The organism is Citrobacter sp. wls826, from assembly GCF_005281245.1.
Taxonomy (GTDB): Bacteria; Pseudomonadota; Gammaproteobacteria; order Enterobacterales; family Enterobacteriaceae; genus Citrobacter; species Citrobacter braakii.
This window is the reverse complement of the sequence record NZ_SZWS01000018.1, coordinates 127,129-145,046: the sequence shown is the minus strand read 5'-3', so window position 1 is coordinate 145,046 and position 17,918 is coordinate 127,129. Positions and strand designations below refer to the sequence as shown.

Genomic DNA, 17,918 nt, shown 5'->3' with positions numbered 1-17,918 from the left:
GCGACGTCTTGGCGAACATTTTCGGCGCGCTGCCCTGCTCCGCCATACCGTGCAGCATACGCCCCACGCCAAAGACGTCAGAGTTGATGGCCGACAGCGACGCGGTCAGGACTACGAAGTTGAGGATCCCGGCGGCAAAGGTAATCCCCATATGCTGGAACGTCAGAACGAACGGGCTACCGTCAGTGCCGACCTGGTTCCACGGGTAAATAGACATGATGACGAACAGCGTCCCCACGTAAAACACGAGGATACGCATCGGTACGGAATTGATGGCCCGCGGAATAGATTTTTCCGGGTCTTTGGCTTCGCCAGCGGTAATCCCGATAATCTCAATCCCGCCGTAGGCGAACATCACCATTTGTAGCGACATCACCATGCCGAGCCAGCCGTTGCTGAAGAAACCGCCGTTGCTCCACAGATTATGGATACCGGTAGGCTGTCCGCCGTTACCAATCCCCCAAATGATGATGCCAAAACCGGCGACAATCATGATGATAATGGTGGCGACTTTAAAGAACGAGAACCAAAATTCCAGCTCGCCAAACACCTTCACGCTCATCAGGTTGATGGCGCAGATAATCAATACCACGCTGAGTACCCAAATCCAGTGCGGTACGGCCGGGAACCAGACGCCCATGTAAATACCAAAGGCAGTCACATCGGCAATGGCGACAATCAGGATTTCAAAACAGTAGGTCCAGCCGGTTATGTAGCCTGCCAGCGGTCCGAGGTTTTCCTGCGCATAGCGCGAGAAGGAGCTGGCTGCAGGGTTATGAACGGACATTTCGCCCAGCGCGCGCATAATGATATACGCCGCTACGCCGCCGATAATATAGGCCAGCAACACGCTTGGCCCCGCCATTTTGATGGCATCGGCCGAGCCGTAGAACAGCCCGGTACCAATTGCTGAACCTAATGCCATAAAGCGAATGTGCCGGGTGCTCAGCCCACGCTTTAGCTTGTTATTACTTTCCATCGATTCCTAACCTGTTAACACAATAAAAAACCACGGGGCCATGTTAATAGCCCCGTGGTTAAAACTTATTGTCAGTGATATTAGTGTGCGCTGGAGGTCACTTGTCGACCCGCTGCACGATCCCAGATAACTGCCAGGACCACCATCACGACTGTTGGCATCAACCACGCCAGCCCCTGTTCCGCCAGCGGTAAACGCTGGGTCCAGGCCGGTAACACGTCGCCAATTGCAGAAGCTTTAATGCCATCAAGGATACCAAAAATCAGGCTGATAAACATCGCAGGTGCAATGACGCGGGAAGAATTATGCCACCATGAGCGGGTAAAACTTAATACAACCAGTGCGATACATGGCGGATAGATAGCCGTCAGCACCGGAATAGAGATCTGAATCAGATGGCTCAGACCCAGGTTAGAGACCACCATCGAGAAGCCGCCGAGGATAAATACCAGCGTACGATAAGACAGTGGAACGTACTGGGCAAAGAACTCTGCGCACGCGCAGGTCAGGCCAACAGCGGTGACCAGACAGGCGATGAAAATCAACGCCGCCAGCAGGAAGCTCCCTGCGCCACCAAAGGTGTGCTGAACATACGCATGCAGAATTGCCGCGCCGTTAGCAGATTGATCGACCAGAATTGCGCTATCTGAACCCAGACGGAACAGCGCGAGATACAACAGCGTTAAGCCCACACCCGCCATCAAACCCGCCCAAACGGTATAACGGGTCAGCAGACGCGCTTCAGTAACGCCACGCGAGCGAGCGGCGTTGACGATAACAATACCAAATACCATCGCGCCCAGCGTATCCATGGTCAGATACCCGTTCACGAAGCCATTAGAAAACGCAGCAGTTTGATAGGCTTCCATCGCATTGCTGATCGGGCCTGCTGGCCAGACGATTGCGGCGACAGACAGGACCACCAGCGCCAGGATTTTCAGCGGAGCCAGGAAATTACCAACCGTATCCAGCAGTTTGCCCGGATACAGCGAAACCAGAATTACAATCGCGAAATAGACCACGCTGTAGATAAGCAGTGGCAGCGCGGAGTCACCGGTCAGCGGAGCAATCCCGACTTCGAAAGAGACCGTTGCGGTACGCGGCGTAGCAAATAACGGTCCAACAGCCAGATAGCACACGGTCGCCAGCAGCAAACCAGCGACTTTACCGATAGGCGTGCTCAGTCGGTCCACACCACCACCGACTTTCGCCAGCGCGACAACGGTAAGTACCGGCAGGCCAACGGCGGTAATCAAAAAGCCAAAAGCCGCAGTCCAGACGTGTTCACCTGCCTGCAAACCAACCATTGGGGGGAAGATGATGTTACCTGCACCAACGAACAGTGCAAATGTCATAAATCCCAAAGCGATAATATCGCGCGATTTTAACTGATGGGTCATAAAGTCTTACTGCCTGTGGATGTGGTGTTGAAAATAATAAATTTTTGCCTTTCCCTGGGGGACAATACAGCGGCATTTTTGCTCAATTCCAGCGGGAAACACTCCCAGACTGGCGCGGCGAAGAATAGTTTTTCGATTTACCGCGTAAATGCAGTCGGTATGACAGCACCTGGAGCGCAATTTAAACGCTTATAACGTTTTAAAGCAAGGTGGGATCCAAAAACCAGAACAATATAGCGATATGAAAAATGTGGTTAGCACAAAACACCATTTCATGGAAAAAGGTATGGGTAATAGTTCGAACAAAAAACAACCAAACGTCGTAAAATTCAGGATGGTTATATTGACCGCATAGAAAAAGCCAGCTTGCGCTGGCTTTTGGAAAGATTATCTTACGAATGCGCCTTAACCGTTAATTTTGGCAATTAAACGTTCCGGGATCACGAAACTAAATCGCGTCCCAACGCCTGGTTCGCTTTCGATATTCAAGCGACTGTCGTGATGATGCAGCGCATGCTTAACGATGGCCAGACCAAGTCCGCTGCCGCCCGTTTGCCGCGATCGCGCCTTATCCACACGATAAAAACGTTCGGTTAAGCGTGGAATATGCTCGGCGGCAATGCCTGGACCGTTGTCTTCCACGCAAAACTCCGCCCCCGACGCCACATGCTGCCAGCGTACGGTAATGTGCGTTCCCGCTGGCGTATGGTTCACCGCGTTGTAGACGAGATTCGAGATAGCGCTACGCAACTGCTCCTCGTTACCCCGCACGTTCAGGCTGTTATCAACATCAAAGGTAAACGTATGTTTTTGCTGGCTCAGCGTTTGCGCTTCGTGTTCGAGCACGCGCAGCATCATGGGCACATCGACCTTCTCATTCAGCAGTAGCGTCGGCGCAGCCTCAATTTTTGACAGCGTCAGCAGTTGTTTCACCAGCCCTTCCATGCGATACGTTTGTTCGCGCATGGTATGCAGCGCTTTTTCACGCGTCGTCCCTTCCAGCGGATGCTCCTGCATCATTTCCAGGTACCCTTGTAACACCGTCAGAGGCGTACGCAGTTCATGGCTGGCGTTGGCGAAAAAGTTACGTCGTGAACCTTCCAGTTGATGCATCTGGGTAACGTCGCGCGCCACCATCAGCAGTTGCTTATCGGTATAGGGCATCACGCGAATTTCCAGATGCCGTCCGGTATTGAGTACCAGATTGATCGGTCGGCTAAAATCGCGCGTTTTCAGATATTGTGTAAATTCCGGGTAGCGCAACAGGTTAAGAATATTTTGCCCGCTATCGTCCGGCCAGCGCAGTCCCAGAACCTGCTGAGCCAGTCCGTTACACCAGAAGATACCGCCTTCTTCAGTGGTCAGCACCACCGCGTCGGGTAGCGATTCCGCCCCGCTGCGAAAACGTTTAATCAGATTACCCAGTTCACGACGGCGCTTTTTGTTGCGCAGTTGCATTTGATGCAGCCCGTACAGCAACGGCTCCCAACTGCCTCGCCCCGGCGGCGGCGTCATGCTTCTGTCGACCCATAGCCACCAGGACAAACGTAATAAATTCCAGAAATGCCAGATAAGCAGGCCCGTTACCGACACCAGTAAAAACCAGGGCAGGTAACCGAAAAAAGCGCTAAGGATAAATGCCGGTATGCAGCACAGGATCAGCTCCAGTACCAACCTTTTCCATGACAATCGTTCTAGCAAACGTCTTACTCCCTATACGGCCTAATCCTTCAGGCCCTGATTCTTGTCAGTCAGAAGCGGGTTGAAAAACGATATCCCGTCCCGCGAACCGTCTGCACCATACGATCGTGTCCGCTGTGCTCCAGCGCCTTACGTAAGCGGCGGATGTGCACATCCACTGTCCGGTCTTCCACGTACACATTGGTTCCCCAGACATGATTGAGGAGTTGCTCGCGACTGTAGACACGCTCGGGATGAGTCATAAAGAAGTGCAACAGTTTGAATTCGGTCGGCCCCATATCCAGCGGATCCTCGCCGGTCATCACGCGATGCGAGGTGGGATCAAGGCTTAGCCCCTGCATCTCTATAACCTCTTCGACCGCCATCGGTGAAATACGACGCAGAACTGCTTTAATACGCGCCACCAGCTCCTTGGGAGAAAAGGGCTTGGTAATATAGTCATCCGCGCCGGTTTCCAGCCCCCGGACGCGATCTTCCTCTTCCCCCCTCGCCGTCAGCATCATCACCGGGATATCCCGCGTCATCGCTTCGCGCTTGAGATGTTTAATAAACTGTAGACCCGAGCCGCCGGGAAGCATCCAATCAAGCAGGACGAGATCCGGCCAGGGTTCATTGAGTTGGTTCACAGCACTGTCATAGTCTTCGGCTTCAACGGGTTGAAATCCGTTTTGCTCGAGCACGAAGCAGACCATTTCACGAATTGGAGCTTCATCTTCTACGACCAGAATACGTCTCGCCATGATTTGCCCTGTTTGTAATTAAATCGTTTGCCATCAATACAGTGCCATTATGCGTCAGTTTTATGACAGATTTATGAAAAGATAGTCCAGGTTTAACGCAGCCCGGCGAATTATGACAGCCCGGAGACAAGATATTCCCACTCGTGAAGGGTTATAATCCCCGCCATTGTTTTACCGTCATGGAACTCTTATGCGCATCCTTCACACGTCTGACTGGCATCTGGGCCAAAATTTCTACAGCAAGAGCCGCGCCGCCGAGCATCAGGCCTTTCTCGACTGGCTGCTGGAAACGGCACAATCCCAGCAGGTGGATGCCATTATTGTGGCAGGCGATATTTTCGATACCGGCTCACCGCCTAGCTATGCCCGTGAGCTGTATAACCGTTTTGTCGTCAATCTGCAGCAAACCGGCTGTCATCTGGTGGTGCTGGCAGGCAACCACGACTCCGTCGCCACGCTCAATGAATCCCGCGATATCCTGGCGTTTCTCAACACCACGGTGGTTGCCAGCGCTGGCCATGGGCCGCAGATACTGCCGCTACGCGACGGTACACCGGGGGCGATCCTGTGTCCGGTGCCTTTTTTACGTCCGCGCGACATCATCACCAGCCAGGCCGGGCTGACAGGACAAGAAAAACAGCAGCATTTACTGGGCGCAATCACCGACTATTATCAGCAGCAGTATCAGGATGCCTGCACGCTGCGCGGCGACCACAATCTTCCCATCATTGCGACCGGGCATTTGACCACCGTCGGAGCCAGTAAAAGCGACGCCGTACGTGACATTTATATCGGTACGCTGGACGCCTTCCCGGCGCAAAACTTCCCACCGGCAGACTACATCGCGCTGGGACATATTCACCGGGCGCAGGTTATCGGCGGCACGGAACATATTCGCTACTGCGGCTCGCCGATTCCTCTCAGTTTTGACGAGTGCGGCAAAAGCAAATGTGTACATCTGGTGAGCTTTGACGCGGGGAAACTCAGCGCCGTTGAAAATCTCACCGTGCCGGTTACGCAGCAGCTTGCGGTACTGAAAGGCGATTTAGCCGCCATTACTACCCAGCTTGAGCAGTGGCGCGGCGTGCAGCAAGAGCCACCGGTGTGGCTGGATATTGAAATCACCACCGACGACTACCTGCATGATATGCAACGTAAGATCCAGGCCTTAACCGAAGATTTACCGGTAGAAGTGCTACTGGTGCGCCGCAGTCGGGAACAGCGCGAACGCATTATGGCCAATGAACGACGTGAAACGTTAAGCGAGCTGAGCGTGGCAGAGGTTTTTGACCGCCGCCTGGCGCTGGAAGAACTCGAAGAACCGCAGCGTGAGCGGCTTAACCAGCTGTTTAGCGCAACCTTACAAACGCTTGCCGGGGAGGCTGAAGCATGAAAATTCTCAGCCTGCGCCTGAAAAACCTCAACTCCCTGAAGGGAGAATGGAAAGTCGATTTTACGGCAGAACCTTTTGCCAGCAACGGGTTATTCGCCATCACCGGACCAACGGGTGCGGGGAAAACGACCCTGCTGGACGCAATTTGCCTTGCGCTGTACCACGAAACGCCACGCCTGAATACCGTGTCACAGTCGCAAAACGACCTGATGACCCGCGACACCGCGGAGTGTCTGGCCGAGGTCGAGTTTGAGGTGCGGGGCGAAGCCTACCGCGCATTCTGGAGCCAGAACCGGGCACGCAATCAGCCGGAGGGCAATCTGCAGGTCCCTCGCGTAGAGCTGGCCCGCTGCTCCGACGGTAAAATCCTCGCCGATAAGGTCAAAGATAAGCTGGAGATGACCGCCGAGCTTACCGGGCTGGATTACGGACGTTTTACCCGTTCGATGCTGCTGTCTCAGGGGCAGTTTGCCGCATTTCTCAATGCCAAACCGAAAGAGCGCGCCGAGCTGCTGGAAGAGCTGACCGGCACTGAGATCTACGGCCAAATCTCCGCCATGGTGTTTGAAAAGCACAAATCAGCGCGTACGGAACTGGAAAAACTGCAGGCCCAGGCCAGCGGTGTTGCGCTGTTAGCGCCAGAACAGCTGCAATCCCTGACAGAAAGTTTGCAGGTACTTACTGACGAAGAAAAACAATACCTTACCAGCCAACAAGCCCAGCAGCAGCACCTCAACTGGCTCATGCGGCAAAATGAGCTACAGGCGGAGATAAACCGCCACCAGCAGGCATTACAGGCTGCACTTCAGGCGCAGGAAGAGGCCCAGCCGCAACTGGCGGCGCTGAGTCTGGCACTCCCAGCCAGAGCGTTACGCCCACACTGGGAGCGAATCCAGGAACAAACGGCTACGATTGACCGTACGCGACAGAAGATTCAGGAAGTGAATGCTCGCTTACAAAGCAGCTTAGCGCTGCGCGGACGTATTCGTCAGCAGGCACAAACGCAGTCAGCCGCTATGCTCGCCGGACAGCAAACGTTAACCGACTGGTTGAAGGAACATGACCGCTTCCGTTTGTGGAGTAGCGAACTGGCAGGATGGAAAGCGCTGCTGGCCCAACAGTCCGACGCCAGCGCCCAACTGCGCCAGTGGCAGCAGTTGCGGGAGAACGACACGCGCAAGCTCGATGCGCTGGCGCTTCCCACGCTGACCCTTTCGGCACAACAGGTAACGGAAGCGCTGGCGCAACATGTGCAGCTTCGTCCGTTACGCCAGCGTCTGAGTAATCTGCATGGGCAAATCGCCCCGAAGCAAAAGCAACTGGCGCAGCTACGCGCCACGCTTGCGCAGCGTCAGCAGGAGCTGGCCCAGCGCAATGCGGTGCTTACAGAAAAGCGTCAGCGCTATAAAGATAAAAATCAGCAGCTTGCCGATGTGAGAATCATTTGCGAGCAGGAAGCCCGGATCAAAGATCTGGAAAGCCAGCGGGCACTATTGCAATCCGGCATGCCTTGCCCACTTTGCGGCTCCACCACGCACCCGGCGATTGAGCGCTATCAAACGCTCGAACTTAGTGTGAATCAGACACGGCGTGAAGCGCTGGAAAAAGAGGTCAAAACGCTGGCCGATGAGGGTTCAACGCTACGCGGTCAACTTGAGGCGATAACCCAGCAACTTCAGCGCGATGAACGCGAAGTACAAACGCTTTCTCAGGAAGAGCAAGCACTTACTCAAGAGTGGCAGACCGTCACCGCCAGCCTCAACGTGACGCTGCAACCGCAGGATGACATCGCCCCGTGGCTTGCCGCCCAGGAAGAGCACGAGCAGCAGCTTCACCAACTGAGTATGCGTCATACCCTGCAGGCGCAAATCACCGCACACACAGAGCAGATTACTCAGCTCCAGCAGCATATTGACCAGCGTCAGGCAACGTTAACCGCCGAGCTGGCCCGTCATGGTCTGTCCCTTCCGGCCGAGGGTGAAGTCGCCTCATGGCTGAGCGAGCGGGCTAACGAAGCGCAAATGTGGCAGCAGCGCCAGAACGAACTGACTGAATTACAGGCTCGAATCGCCCAGCTTGCGCCGGTGCTGGAAACGCTGCCTGAAACCGATGCGCTTGGTGAAAACATTGAGAATCTGTCGCTGGAAAACTGGCGGCAGGTGCACGACGATTGCCTCTCTTTACAGGGGCAGTGGCAAACCTTACAGCAGCAGGAGGCGCAGGAGGTTCAGCGCGCTGCAGAAATTCAGGCGCAGTTTGATACCGCATTGCAGGCCAGCATCTTTGCCGATCGCGACGCCTTTGTTGCCGCCCTGCTGGATGAAGAGACCTTTAACCGCCTTGAACAATTGAAGCAATCACTGGAAGGCCAGCGACAGCAGGCGCAAACGCTGCTTAATCAGGCGCAGCAGGCGCTGGCGACTCATCAACAACAGCGACCAACCGGGGTGGATCTCACGCTCACCGTGCAACATCTTCACGACGCGCTGGCGCAACTCACCCAGCAGCTACGGGAGAACACCACTCGTCAGGGCGAAATTCGCCAGCAGCTCAAGCAGGATGGAGAAAACCGCCAGCAGCAGCAGGCGCTGATGCTCGAGATTACGAAAGTCGCACAGCAGGTCGAAGACTGGGGCTATCTGAACGCGCTGATCGGCTCGAAAGAGGGAGATAAATTCCGCAAGTTTGCCCAGGGGCTGACGCTGGATAATCTGGTCTGGCTTGCCAACAACCAGTTGACCCGTCTGCACGGTCGCTATCTGTTGCAGCGCAAGGCCAGCGAAGCGCTGGAGCTGGAAGTGGTTGATACCTGGCAGGCCGATGCCGTGCGTGACACGCGTACGCTTTCCGGCGGCGAGAGCTTCCTCGTGAGTCTGGCGCTGGCGCTGGCGTTGTCCGATCTGGTCAGCCACAAAACGCGAATTGACTCCCTGTTCCTCGACGAAGGTTTCGGCACGTTGGACAGCGAAACGCTGGATACCGCCCTGGATGCGCTCGATGCGCTCAACGCCACTGGCAAAACCATTGGTGTCATCAGCCACGTTGAAGCGATGAAAGAACGCATTCCGGTGCAGATCAAGGTCAAAAAAATCAACGGACTGGGCTACAGTAAACTCGATAAAATGTTTGCAGTTGATGCCTGATAGCAGCTCAGTACCTGGAGGCCGGATATGCGCCAGCGCCATCCGGCACGGCACATAGCACGATCGTGAATACACAAAGACGGATATGAAATGGCATTCCACTTCGCTTATCCGCAAGCTATCTCTATTGGCGGCGAACGTTCGCCGCTATGGCGCATATCGTGCGTCTTTCTTGTTGGCAGGTGGTATGAAAAAAGTCATTTTCTCTTTAGCTCTGGGGACATTTGGGCTGGGCATGGCCGAGTTTGGCATCATGGGTGTACTCACCGAGCTGGCGCGGGACGTGGGAATTTCCATCCCTGCCGCTGGCCATATGATTTCGTTTTACGCTTTTGGCGTGGTGCTGGGCGCACCTATTATTGCGCTCTTTTCCAACCGCTTTTCTCTCAAGCATATTCTGCTGTTTCTGGTCACGCTGTGCGTGATCGGCAACGCCATCTTCACCCTCTCCTCCTCATATTTAATGCTGGCGGTGGGCAGGCTGGTTTCCGGCTTTCCACACGGCGCTTTTTTTGGCGTTGGCGCGATTATCCTGTCGAAGCTGGCCCGTCCGGGAAAAGTCACCGCCGCCGTCGCGGGCATGGTTTCGGGTATGACCGTTGCTAATCTGATTGGCATTCCCATCGGCACCTGGCTGAGCCAGGAATTTAGCTGGCGCTACACGTTTCTGCTGATAGCCGTCTTTAATATCGCCGTGATGGTCTCGATAACTTTTTGGGTACCCAACATCAGCGATGAAGCAAAAGGGAAACTGCGCGAACAATTTCACTTTTTGAAAACCCCCGCCCCGTGGCTCATCTTTTCCGCCACCATGTTTGGTAACGCCGGGGTTTTCGCCTGGTTCAGCTACGTCAAACCGTACATGATGTTCATCTCCGGCTTTTCCGAAGCGCTGATGACCTTCATCATGATGCTGGTAGGATTGGGGATGGTGTTGGGAAATCTGCTGAGCGGTCGCCTTTCTGGCCGCTATACGCCGCTGCGTATTGCGGTAATAACCGACTTTGTAATTGTGCTGGCTCTGCTGCTGCTCTTTGCCTTTGGCGGGATCAAAGCCGCGTCGCTGATCTTCGCCTTTATTTGCTGCGCGGGCCTGTTTGCCCTGTCGGCGCCGCTGCAAATTTTGCTGCTGCAAAATGCTAAAGGGGGTGAGCTGCTGGGTGCGGCAGGAGGGCAAATTGCCTTTAATCTCGGCAGCGCAATTGGCGCCTGGTGCGGTGGTATGATGCTGACGCTGGGCTTTGCCTACAACTACGTGACGTTGCCGGCGGCGCTGCTGTCGTTTTCTGCAATGTCGTCGCTGCTGCTCTACGGTCGCCTGAAGCGCAGCGTATCCCGGATGACTCCCGCTGCCGGATAGCCTCTGCGCTACCCGGCAACGCGAACATTACTCCTGCGGCCACAACCAGGCCGCGCCGCGCACGCCGCTGGAGTCACCGTGCAGCGCCTTGCGTAGAGGCGTTTCGCACTCACCGCCAAAAACAAACTGTTTAATCAACGTTGGCACGTTTTGATACAGTCGATCGACATTGCTCATTCCACCGCCCAGCACGATTACATCCGGATCGAGAATATTCACCACATGTGCCAGTGATTTCGCCAGACGCAGCTCGTACCGACTCAACGCCTGTTCCGCCAGGGTATCCCGGGCATTAACAAGACTGATAATTTCACTGCCCTTGAGCGGCTTACCGCTCAGACGCTGGTAGTCGGTGGCAAAACCGGTTCCGGAAATGAAGGTTTCAATACAGCCTTGCTTGCCGCAATAGCAGGGCACTTCCTGCCGATAACGCAGTTCGTCTTCGTCCATCCACGGCAGCGGATTATGCCCCCACTCGCCCGCAGTACCGTTGCCGCCAGTGTGCGCCCGGCCGTTCAGCGCCACTCCAGCGCCACATCCTGTACCGATAATCACCGCAAACACGGTTTGCGCCCCCGCCGCTGCACCATCAACGGCTTCAGAAACCGCCAGGCAGTTGGCATCATTTGCCAGCCGCACTTCGCGATTCAAACGCGTACTCAGGTCTTTGTCAAAAGGTTGCCCGTTAAGCCAGGTCGAGTTGGCATTCTTCACCACTCCGGTGTAGGGCGAAATTGAACCGGGAATGCCCATCCCGACGGTTCCCGACTGCCCGGTGGCCTTTTCCGCCATCTCCACCAGCGCGGCGATGGTTTCTATCGTTTGCCGATAATCATCACGCGGCGTGGGCAGGCGATGGCGAAAAAGCTGTTCGCCTGCATCGCCAAGCGCGATAACTTCCGTTTTCGTACCGCCTAAATCGATACCTATACGCACTGTTTGCTCCTCTTCCCGATTAACAATGCAAGCATAGCGACAATTCGCTATCATGCCCGCTGGATTTAACGACAAGGCCGTGGAAATTATCATGCTGTGGTTCAAAAATTTAATGGTTTACCGTCTTAGCCGCGATGTTTCTTTGCGTGCCGAAGAGATGGAAAAACAGCTGGCATCAATGACGTTCACCCCTTGCGGTAGCCAGGATATGGCAAAAATGGGCTGGGTTCCGCCGATGGGATCGCACAGCGATGCATTAACGCATACCGCCAATGGCCAAATTATTATCTGCGCCCGCAAAGAAGAAAAAATTCTGCCGTCGCCGGTTATCAAACAGGCGCTGGAAGCCAAAATTTTCAAACTGGAAGCTGAGCAAGGTCGCAAACTCAAGAAGACCGAAAAAGACTCGCTGAAAGATGAAGTTCTGCACTCATTGCTGCCGCGCGCCTTTAGCCGTTTCAGCCAGACGATGATGTGGATCGATACCGTCAACGATCTGATCATGGTTGATTGCGCGAGTGCGAAGAAAGCCGAAGATACGCTGGCGCTTCTGCGTAAGAGTCTCGGTTCGCTGCCGGTCGTTCCGCTGACGATGGAAAACCCCATTGAGCTGACGCTGACCGAATGGGTTCGCTCCGGCACAACGGCACAGGGATTCCAGTTACTGGATGAAGCTGAACTAAAAGCGATCCTTGAAGACGGCGGCGTGATCCGCGCGAAAAAGCAGGATCTGGTCTGCGACGAAATCGCCGTGCATATCGAAGCGGGCAAACTGGTCACCAAACTGGCCCTCGACTGGCAGCAGCGCATTCAGTTCGTGATGTGTGACGACGGCTCGATTAAGCGTTTGAAGTTTAGCGACGAGCTGCGCGATCAGAACGAAGATATTGACCGCGAAGATTATGCTCAGCGTTTTGATGCCGATTTCATCCTGATGACGGGTGAACTGGCGGCGCTGATTAAAAGTCTGGTGGAAGGATTAGGCGGCGAAGCGCAACGTTAAGCCGTACTTACCGAATGGCGGCATAATGTCGCCATTCGTCATTTCTATGCTTACAGATAGCGGCAAAGATAGGATGTTGGCTCTGCCACCTGCAGATGAAACTCACTGTTGCCCGGTACGTTGAACACGTCCCCTGCGGCATACACCTTCCACTCAGTTTCCCCCGGCAGCAGCACGTTCAGTGCGCCGCTAACGACAGTCATCTCTTCAGGCGCCGCAGTACTAAAAGTATATTCGCCTTCAGCCATCACGCCAACACTGGCTCGGCCAGTACTGCTGCTGGTAAAACCGATCGATTTTACTTTGCCGGAAAAGTATTCATTACTTTGAAGCATACAACTGGCCCTATCTCGTGATTAAGTTGAGAACCAATATAGGGGGCTGACGTTCCACCTGTCACGCAAAATTACGCCAACAGCTCCGAAGCCAGTCGGGCAATCAACACATTAGACAGAAGAACCGGGACATCCAGCGATTTTTGCAGTAAATCACGATGGCGTTGATTGAACCCCAGACAATCCAGCATGATCACATCCGCGCCTTGCTCCAGCAGTTCTTTCCCGGCATCAATCAATTGTTGTTCGGTACCTTCGATCGGATTCGCCACGGCATACACTGGTGGAGTTTGTAACACCTGCCATTTTTGCGTCTGGGCTTTGAGCAATTCGGTGACGGGGACAATAACCCCGACCTGATGCCCATCGACAATCGAGGCCACCAGCGGGGGGATAATACGTAACGGCTCCAGCAGAATGCTATTGCGGGCGGTCAGGCGAGCGATTGAGGCGGTACTCATCAGCAGGATCACGTCAAAGCCCTGGTTATCCAGCACCTCCACGATACTTTGCAGCGAGCGCTCAACCTTCTGGCGTGAGACATGCGCAAGTTGGTGGTCGCTGAGCAGCGTTAATAAAGGCTCGTCACCGGGCGAAACGCCATACTCAGCCATCACATCTTCTCGCCGCATCTGTCCAAGCAGACTGTGGTGAGTAATGTGCTGTTCATCGATATATTCCGTCAGGAGCGGTAACACCTCACACATCGGCACCACGCCAATCGTGAGGATAGCCAACGACGCACTCATTTGTTGCTCCACCATCTTCTTACTTTGCTGTGAAATCCCGGGCAAGTGCCGGGCGCTGACCTGCGCTACAAATGCTCAAAAGCGTAGCAGCTGATCGGCGGTGTATTGTGTAAAGATTCCAAATCATTCCGGTACTGGATTGTTATTGCTTAATTTTCAATTTTAACGGTATACGGCGAAATTTAAGAAAATGTGATAAACGCCCGTCGTGGCACTTTTCAGACTCGTGCCAGGACGGTGCTTAATATCAGGTTTTATCGGGGTCTTCGTAGCGTTTTTTGGCATCCATGGCTTCCTGCGCAGAAGGATGCTCACTGATCAACGTATTCGGTTTAGGGTGATCGGCTCGAAGTTGATACCAGGTTACCGTCTGGCCTGGCGTCCCCTTTTCAACCGTAACAATGTTCGCTTGACGTGGGTAAGGTGGTTTTGTCGGCATAGTTCTTCCTTTTCACTGGATGAACATTAAGTATAGACACCGCCCTGTAACCGTGGCGCTGCCTGCGCCAGTATCTCAAGAATGTCTTCCACCACCTGCGCAGGTTTATGGGTGGCATCAACGATGTAGTGCGCAGCTTCACGGTACAGAACATCGCGCTGGGCGAGCACTTCCTGCACCTCTTCAGTCAACGGCTTACCGGTTAAGGTTGGGCGCAATCCCTCTTCAGGCGTGGCCTCCAGACGATCAACCAGTACTGATACCGGTGCGCTTAAATAGATAACCACACCGTGGCTGCGCATGTAATGACGATTAAATTCGGTAAGAATGATACCGCCGCCGGTCGCAACAACCGTTGCCGGGGCTGTGACGGCCTGCAGAGCGCTCGTCTCCTGGGCACGAAACCCTTCCCATCCTTCCCTTTCGACGATCTCCGCCACGGTCATCTGCACGTGCGATTGCAACCAGCGATCGGTATCGACAAACTGGAAATCGATAGCCTTCGCCAGCGCCATACCGGTAGTTGTCTTACCACACCCCCGGGGGCCGACAAGATAAAGAGGTTGCGTCATTACAGAAATTCCCCAGGGAGCCGCGAGCGAGCGGGATCTGATGCGGTTAAAGATATAATCATATCACCAAACTAGTACATCGCCAAAACGTAAAGAAAAAATTACATACAGGGTAGCGATACCTATTAATCCCTACTATAACAAGAATTCACCATGAATAAAGTGTAAATAATAAATTACACGTTTTATTTTCTGCGCTGTACTTCCAGCCACCACTTATCAAGCTCAGCAGCAAAATGCTGCCTGTCTCGTGGTGAAAGGCTGTCCGGCCCGCCGGTCTGAATACCGCTGGCGCGTAGCGTATCCATAAAATCACGCATCATCAGACGCTCACGGATCGTGGCTTCGGTATAACGTTCACCGCGCGGATTAAGCGCCGCCGCACCTTTTTCAATGACTTCTGCCGCCAGCGGGATATCCGCTGTTATCACTAAATCACCGGCACTACACTGGCGCACAATCTCGTTATCCGCCACGTCAAACCCGGCGGGAACACGTAATGTGCGGATAAACCGCGAAGACGGGACGCGCAAACTCTGGTTTGCTACCAAAATAAGCGGCATCTGCATGCGCTCAGAAGCGCGGTACAAAATATCTTTAATCACATTCGGACACGCATCGGCATCCACCCATATTGTCATAATTTCTCCCCACTGATGTGCAGTTGCACATTGTCGCGTGCTTTTACTTGCAGGCAAAGTGCTGTTTATCCTTCTGCACGTATTCAATCCGCGCTAAGCTTAGCTTTCCCAGGTAAAACAATGAATATCACGCATAGGGAGTGACAAAATGGACAAGAAAATCGGTTTTATCGGCTGCGGTAATATGGGCAAAGCGATACTTGGCGGCATGATCGCCAGCGGCCAGGTTCTCCCCGGACAAATCTGGGTCTACACCCCTTCCCCCGATAAAGTCGCTGCATTGCACGACCAGTACGGTATTAATGCGGCGCAGTCTGCGCAAGAGGTCGCGCAAATCGCTGACATTGTTTTTGGGGCCGTAAAACCAGGCATCATGATTAAAGTGCTGAGCGAAATTACCTCCAGCCTGAACAAAGACTCCCTGGTCGTCTCGATTGCCGCTGGCGTCACCCTCGATCAGCTCGCCCGCGCGCTAGGCCATGACCGTAAAATCATTCGCGCGATGCCAAACACGCCGTCACTGGTGAATGCCGGAATGACTTCCGTCACACCGAACGCCTTAGTCACGCCAGAAGACACCGCCGACGTGCTGAATATCTTCCGCTGCTTTGGCGAAGCGGAAGTCATTGCGGAGGCAATGATTCATCCGGTCGTTGGCGTCAGTGGTTCAGCCCCAGCTTATGTGTTTATGTTTATTGAAGCGATGGCGGACGCCGCCGTGCAGGGTGGCATGCCTCGCGCGCAAGCTTATAAATTCGCGGCGCAGGCAGTAATGGGTTCGGCGAAGATGGTGCTGGATACGGGTAAACATCCCGGAGAACTGAAGGATATGGTGTGCTCGCCTGGTGGAACCACCATTGAAGCGGTACGCGTCCTGGAAGAACGAGGTTTTCGTTCATCAGTGATTGAAGCGATGATTAAGTGCATGGAGCAGTCGGAAAAACTCAGCCGCTCCTGAGTTAACACCGCCGGACGTCAGGCCGCCGCCTCAGTGCGGTTACGTCCGGAATTCTTTGCTTTGTAGAGTGCCATATCCGCCGACTTTAACCATTCTCGATAATGCTCGGTTTCTGCGGTCAGCGGCGCAACGCCCACGCTGATCCGCAGAGCAACCTGCGGCGCGCAGGATAAACGCAGTTGGCCAAGTCGTTCGTGAACGCGAGACATCGCCGCAATCGCGCTGGTTGCCGGCGTGCCGCACATAATCACCGCAAACTCATCACCGCCAAAGCGCCCGATCACGTCGCTACCGCGTAAGGTCATCTGCAACTGGCGGGTCAGCGCGACAATCGCCTGATCCCCAACGTCATGACCCCAGGTATCATTAATGCTCTTAAAATGGTCGATATCGATAATCAGTAACGTGGCGTCACGCTGGTAGCGGCGGCAATTATCAAATTCATTACGCAGTAACAGTTCCCAATGGCGGCGGTTGTACACCCCAGTCATGCCATCTCGCGTACTCATCACCTGTAAACGGCGTTTATGTTCCGCCAGCTTGATGACCGTCTGGTAGCTGACCCAAGCAAACAGCAGCGGATAAATCACCAACACCGGCAGCGTCAATAGCACGCTAAGTTGAGTACTGCTAAAAGCGACGGAGATATCGGTTAACTGTAACGTCACCAGGCATGAAACCATCATCAAAACGGCGCCTGCGATGAATATTCGCATCCCGCCTGCGCCCATCAGGTTGATGCAGATAATCATCAGCAGCGCCGTGGATGGCAACAGGTTTACGCCCATAATCCCTATCCACATACCGGCAAGAATGGCATCGGCTTTTAAGTTGGTAAATTCGCTATGCAGAGGATCGTCGGCTTTGCTGGCCAACTGCCAGGCCAAATGCGGCCAGACAAACGCCCATCCCACCAGTAATAGCCACCAGCCCCCGGTAATGGGCTGAGCAACTAATACCGACGCGATAGGGAAAAACATTCCCCCCAATCCCACCGCTCGCGGCAGCCTGATTCGTCGGGCGAATCGCAGACCGGAACGTTGGTGGTCATTTTGATGAAGCGATAAAAATGCTTCATTCGGGACGACCTTCTTTTGATAAAAGTTTTCATCATTCATTGTATTTGGGAATATTCTGAAACAAATTTCCCAAATTATAGGAAGGGGTCTGGTGGCGGAAGTATGATATTTCGGGTGAGCGATTTTACCTGCTCACCCGTAAGTGCTACGCAGATTTCTTCAGGCAAGCGCTCATAAATTTATTACGATCATCACCTTTCAGAGACTGCTCCGTCGCCTTAACGTTACATTCACGCATTTTTTGCTGCTGCGGCGTCAGGCTCTTTTCCTCCGGCGCAGATTTACTGTTTTTCAGGCAATCACTCATATATGTCTTACGCGCATCCCCTTTTAAGGTCTGCGCCGTTGCCTGCTGATTGCAGGTGGTCATACGCTGTTGTTGCGGGGTTAAAGTCTTCTCGGCAGCACCGACGGTAGTTAAAAAAATCAGACCAAAAAGCAGCGTCATTAATAATGTAATTTTCATAGCATCCTTCTTTTCTGAACGACA

The 17,918-nt window shown here is 53.9% G+C and carries 17 protein-coding genes; 5 read left to right on the top strand and 12 right to left on the bottom strand.

From position 1 onward, the window contains the following. From FDW87_RS03360 to phoB, 4 genes are all read right to left on the bottom strand, one after another. On the bottom strand, positions 1–979 hold a 979-nt coding region (locus FDW87_RS03360; protein WP_252362980.1), incomplete at its 3' end, for an amino acid permease. Positions 980–1,059: 80 nt separating this feature from the next. After that, positions 1,060–2,379, bottom strand: a complete 1,320-nt coding sequence (gene brnQ / locus FDW87_RS03355; protein WP_016152017.1) for a branched-chain amino acid transporter carrier protein BrnQ — start codon at positions 2,377–2,379, stop codon at positions 1,060–1,062. A gap of 405 nt (positions 2,380–2,784) precedes the next feature. Then, positions 2,785–4,080 (bottom strand): phosphate regulon sensor histidine kinase PhoR, encoded by a 1,296-nt coding sequence (gene phoR, locus FDW87_RS03345; RefSeq protein WP_137379459.1) that lies wholly within the window; start codon positions 4,078–4,080, stop codon positions 2,785–2,787. 50 nt (positions 4,081–4,130) lie between these two features. Further along, the gene (phoB, locus tag FDW87_RS03340; protein ID WP_003021496.1) at positions 4,131–4,820 is read right to left on the bottom strand and encodes a phosphate response regulator transcription factor PhoB; all 690 of its coding nucleotides are present in this window, start codon (positions 4,818–4,820) and stop codon (positions 4,131–4,133) included. 190 nt (positions 4,821–5,010) lie between these two features. Between phoB and sbcD the strand changes: the two genes are divergently transcribed. The 3 genes from sbcD to araJ all read left to right on the top strand — a co-directional run bounded on the left by sbcD (position 5,011) and on the right by araJ (position 10,716). After that, complete coding sequence (gene sbcD, locus FDW87_RS03335; RefSeq protein ID WP_049282007.1) at positions 5,011–6,213, top strand: exonuclease subunit SbcD; 1,203 nt, start codon at positions 5,011–5,013, stop codon at positions 6,211–6,213. Then, entirely contained in the window at positions 6,210–9,356 is a 3,147-nt protein-coding gene (sbcC, locus tag FDW87_RS03330) for an exonuclease subunit SbcC (protein ID WP_137379458.1), read from the top strand. Before sbcD ends, sbcC begins: the two co-directional genes overlap by 4 nt. Positions 9,357–9,543: 187 nt before the next feature. Then, positions 9,544–10,716: an MFS transporter AraJ gene (araJ, locus tag FDW87_RS03325; protein ID WP_047416924.1), complete on the top strand. Its 1,173-nt coding sequence runs from the start codon at positions 9,544–9,546 to the stop codon at positions 10,714–10,716. A 27-nt stretch (positions 10,717–10,743) separates the two neighbouring features. Here the strand turns inward: araJ and mak are convergent, their stop codons facing one another. Then, positions 10,744–11,652 carry a fructokinase gene (gene mak / locus FDW87_RS03320; protein WP_047501951.1) on the bottom strand — a complete coding sequence of 303 codons (909 nt, stop codon included), beginning with the start codon at positions 11,650–11,652 and terminating at the stop codon, positions 10,744–10,746. A gap of 91 nt (positions 11,653–11,743) precedes the next feature. Between mak and rdgC the strand changes: the two genes are divergently transcribed. Next, positions 11,744–12,655 carry a recombination-associated protein RdgC gene (gene rdgC / locus FDW87_RS03315; RefSeq protein WP_003021479.1) on the top strand — a complete coding sequence of 304 codons (912 nt, stop codon included), beginning with the start codon at positions 11,744–11,746 and terminating at the stop codon, positions 12,653–12,655. A gap of 50 nt (positions 12,656–12,705) precedes the next feature. On the opposite strand, the gene ppnP is transcribed toward rdgC, so the two are convergent. The 5 genes from ppnP to FDW87_RS03290 form a co-directional block, all read right to left on the bottom strand. Then, the gene (gene ppnP, locus FDW87_RS03310) at positions 12,706–12,990 is read right to left on the bottom strand and encodes a pyrimidine/purine nucleoside phosphorylase (protein ID WP_016152010.1); all 285 of its coding nucleotides are present in this window, start codon (positions 12,988–12,990) and stop codon (positions 12,706–12,708) included. Between the two features lie 71 nt (positions 12,991–13,061). Next, a complete protein-coding gene (locus tag FDW87_RS03305; protein WP_016155840.1) occupies positions 13,062–13,739 on the bottom strand; it encodes an AroM family protein in 678 nt (225 codons plus the stop codon). A gap of 247 nt (positions 13,740–13,986) precedes the next feature. Next, on the bottom strand, positions 13,987–14,178 hold the full coding sequence (gene yaiA / locus FDW87_RS03300) for a protein YaiA (protein WP_016155839.1): 192 nt from the start codon (positions 14,176–14,178) through the stop codon (positions 13,987–13,989). Positions 14,179–14,204: 26 nt separating this feature from the next. Continuing rightward, entirely contained in the window at positions 14,205–14,750 is a 546-nt protein-coding gene (aroL, locus tag FDW87_RS03295; RefSeq protein WP_016155838.1) for a shikimate kinase AroL, read from the bottom strand. Positions 14,751–14,935: 185 nt separating this feature from the next. Beyond that, positions 14,936–15,391 carry a YaiI/YqxD family protein gene (locus FDW87_RS03290; RefSeq protein WP_016155837.1) on the bottom strand — a complete coding sequence of 152 codons (456 nt, stop codon included), beginning with the start codon at positions 15,389–15,391 and terminating at the stop codon, positions 14,936–14,938. Positions 15,392–15,539: 148 nt separating this feature from the next. Between FDW87_RS03290 and proC the strand changes: the two genes are divergently transcribed. Further along, on the top strand, positions 15,540–16,349 hold the full coding sequence (proC, locus tag FDW87_RS03285; protein ID WP_016152005.1) for a pyrroline-5-carboxylate reductase: 810 nt from the start codon (positions 15,540–15,542) through the stop codon (positions 16,347–16,349). A gap of 17 nt (positions 16,350–16,366) precedes the next feature. Here the strand turns inward: proC and adrA are convergent, their stop codons facing one another. Both adrA and psiF read right to left on the bottom strand, forming a co-directional pair. Beyond that, a complete protein-coding gene (gene adrA / locus FDW87_RS03280; protein WP_088583121.1) occupies positions 16,367–17,482 on the bottom strand; it encodes a diguanylate cyclase AdrA in 1,116 nt (371 codons plus the stop codon). 91 nt (positions 17,483–17,573) lie between these two features. Continuing rightward, positions 17,574–17,894, bottom strand: coding sequence for a phosphate starvation-inducible protein PsiF (gene psiF / locus FDW87_RS03275; protein ID WP_003830956.1), 321 nt, complete (start codon positions 17,892–17,894; stop codon positions 17,574–17,576). Between the last annotated feature and the right edge of the window lie 24 nt (positions 17,895–17,918).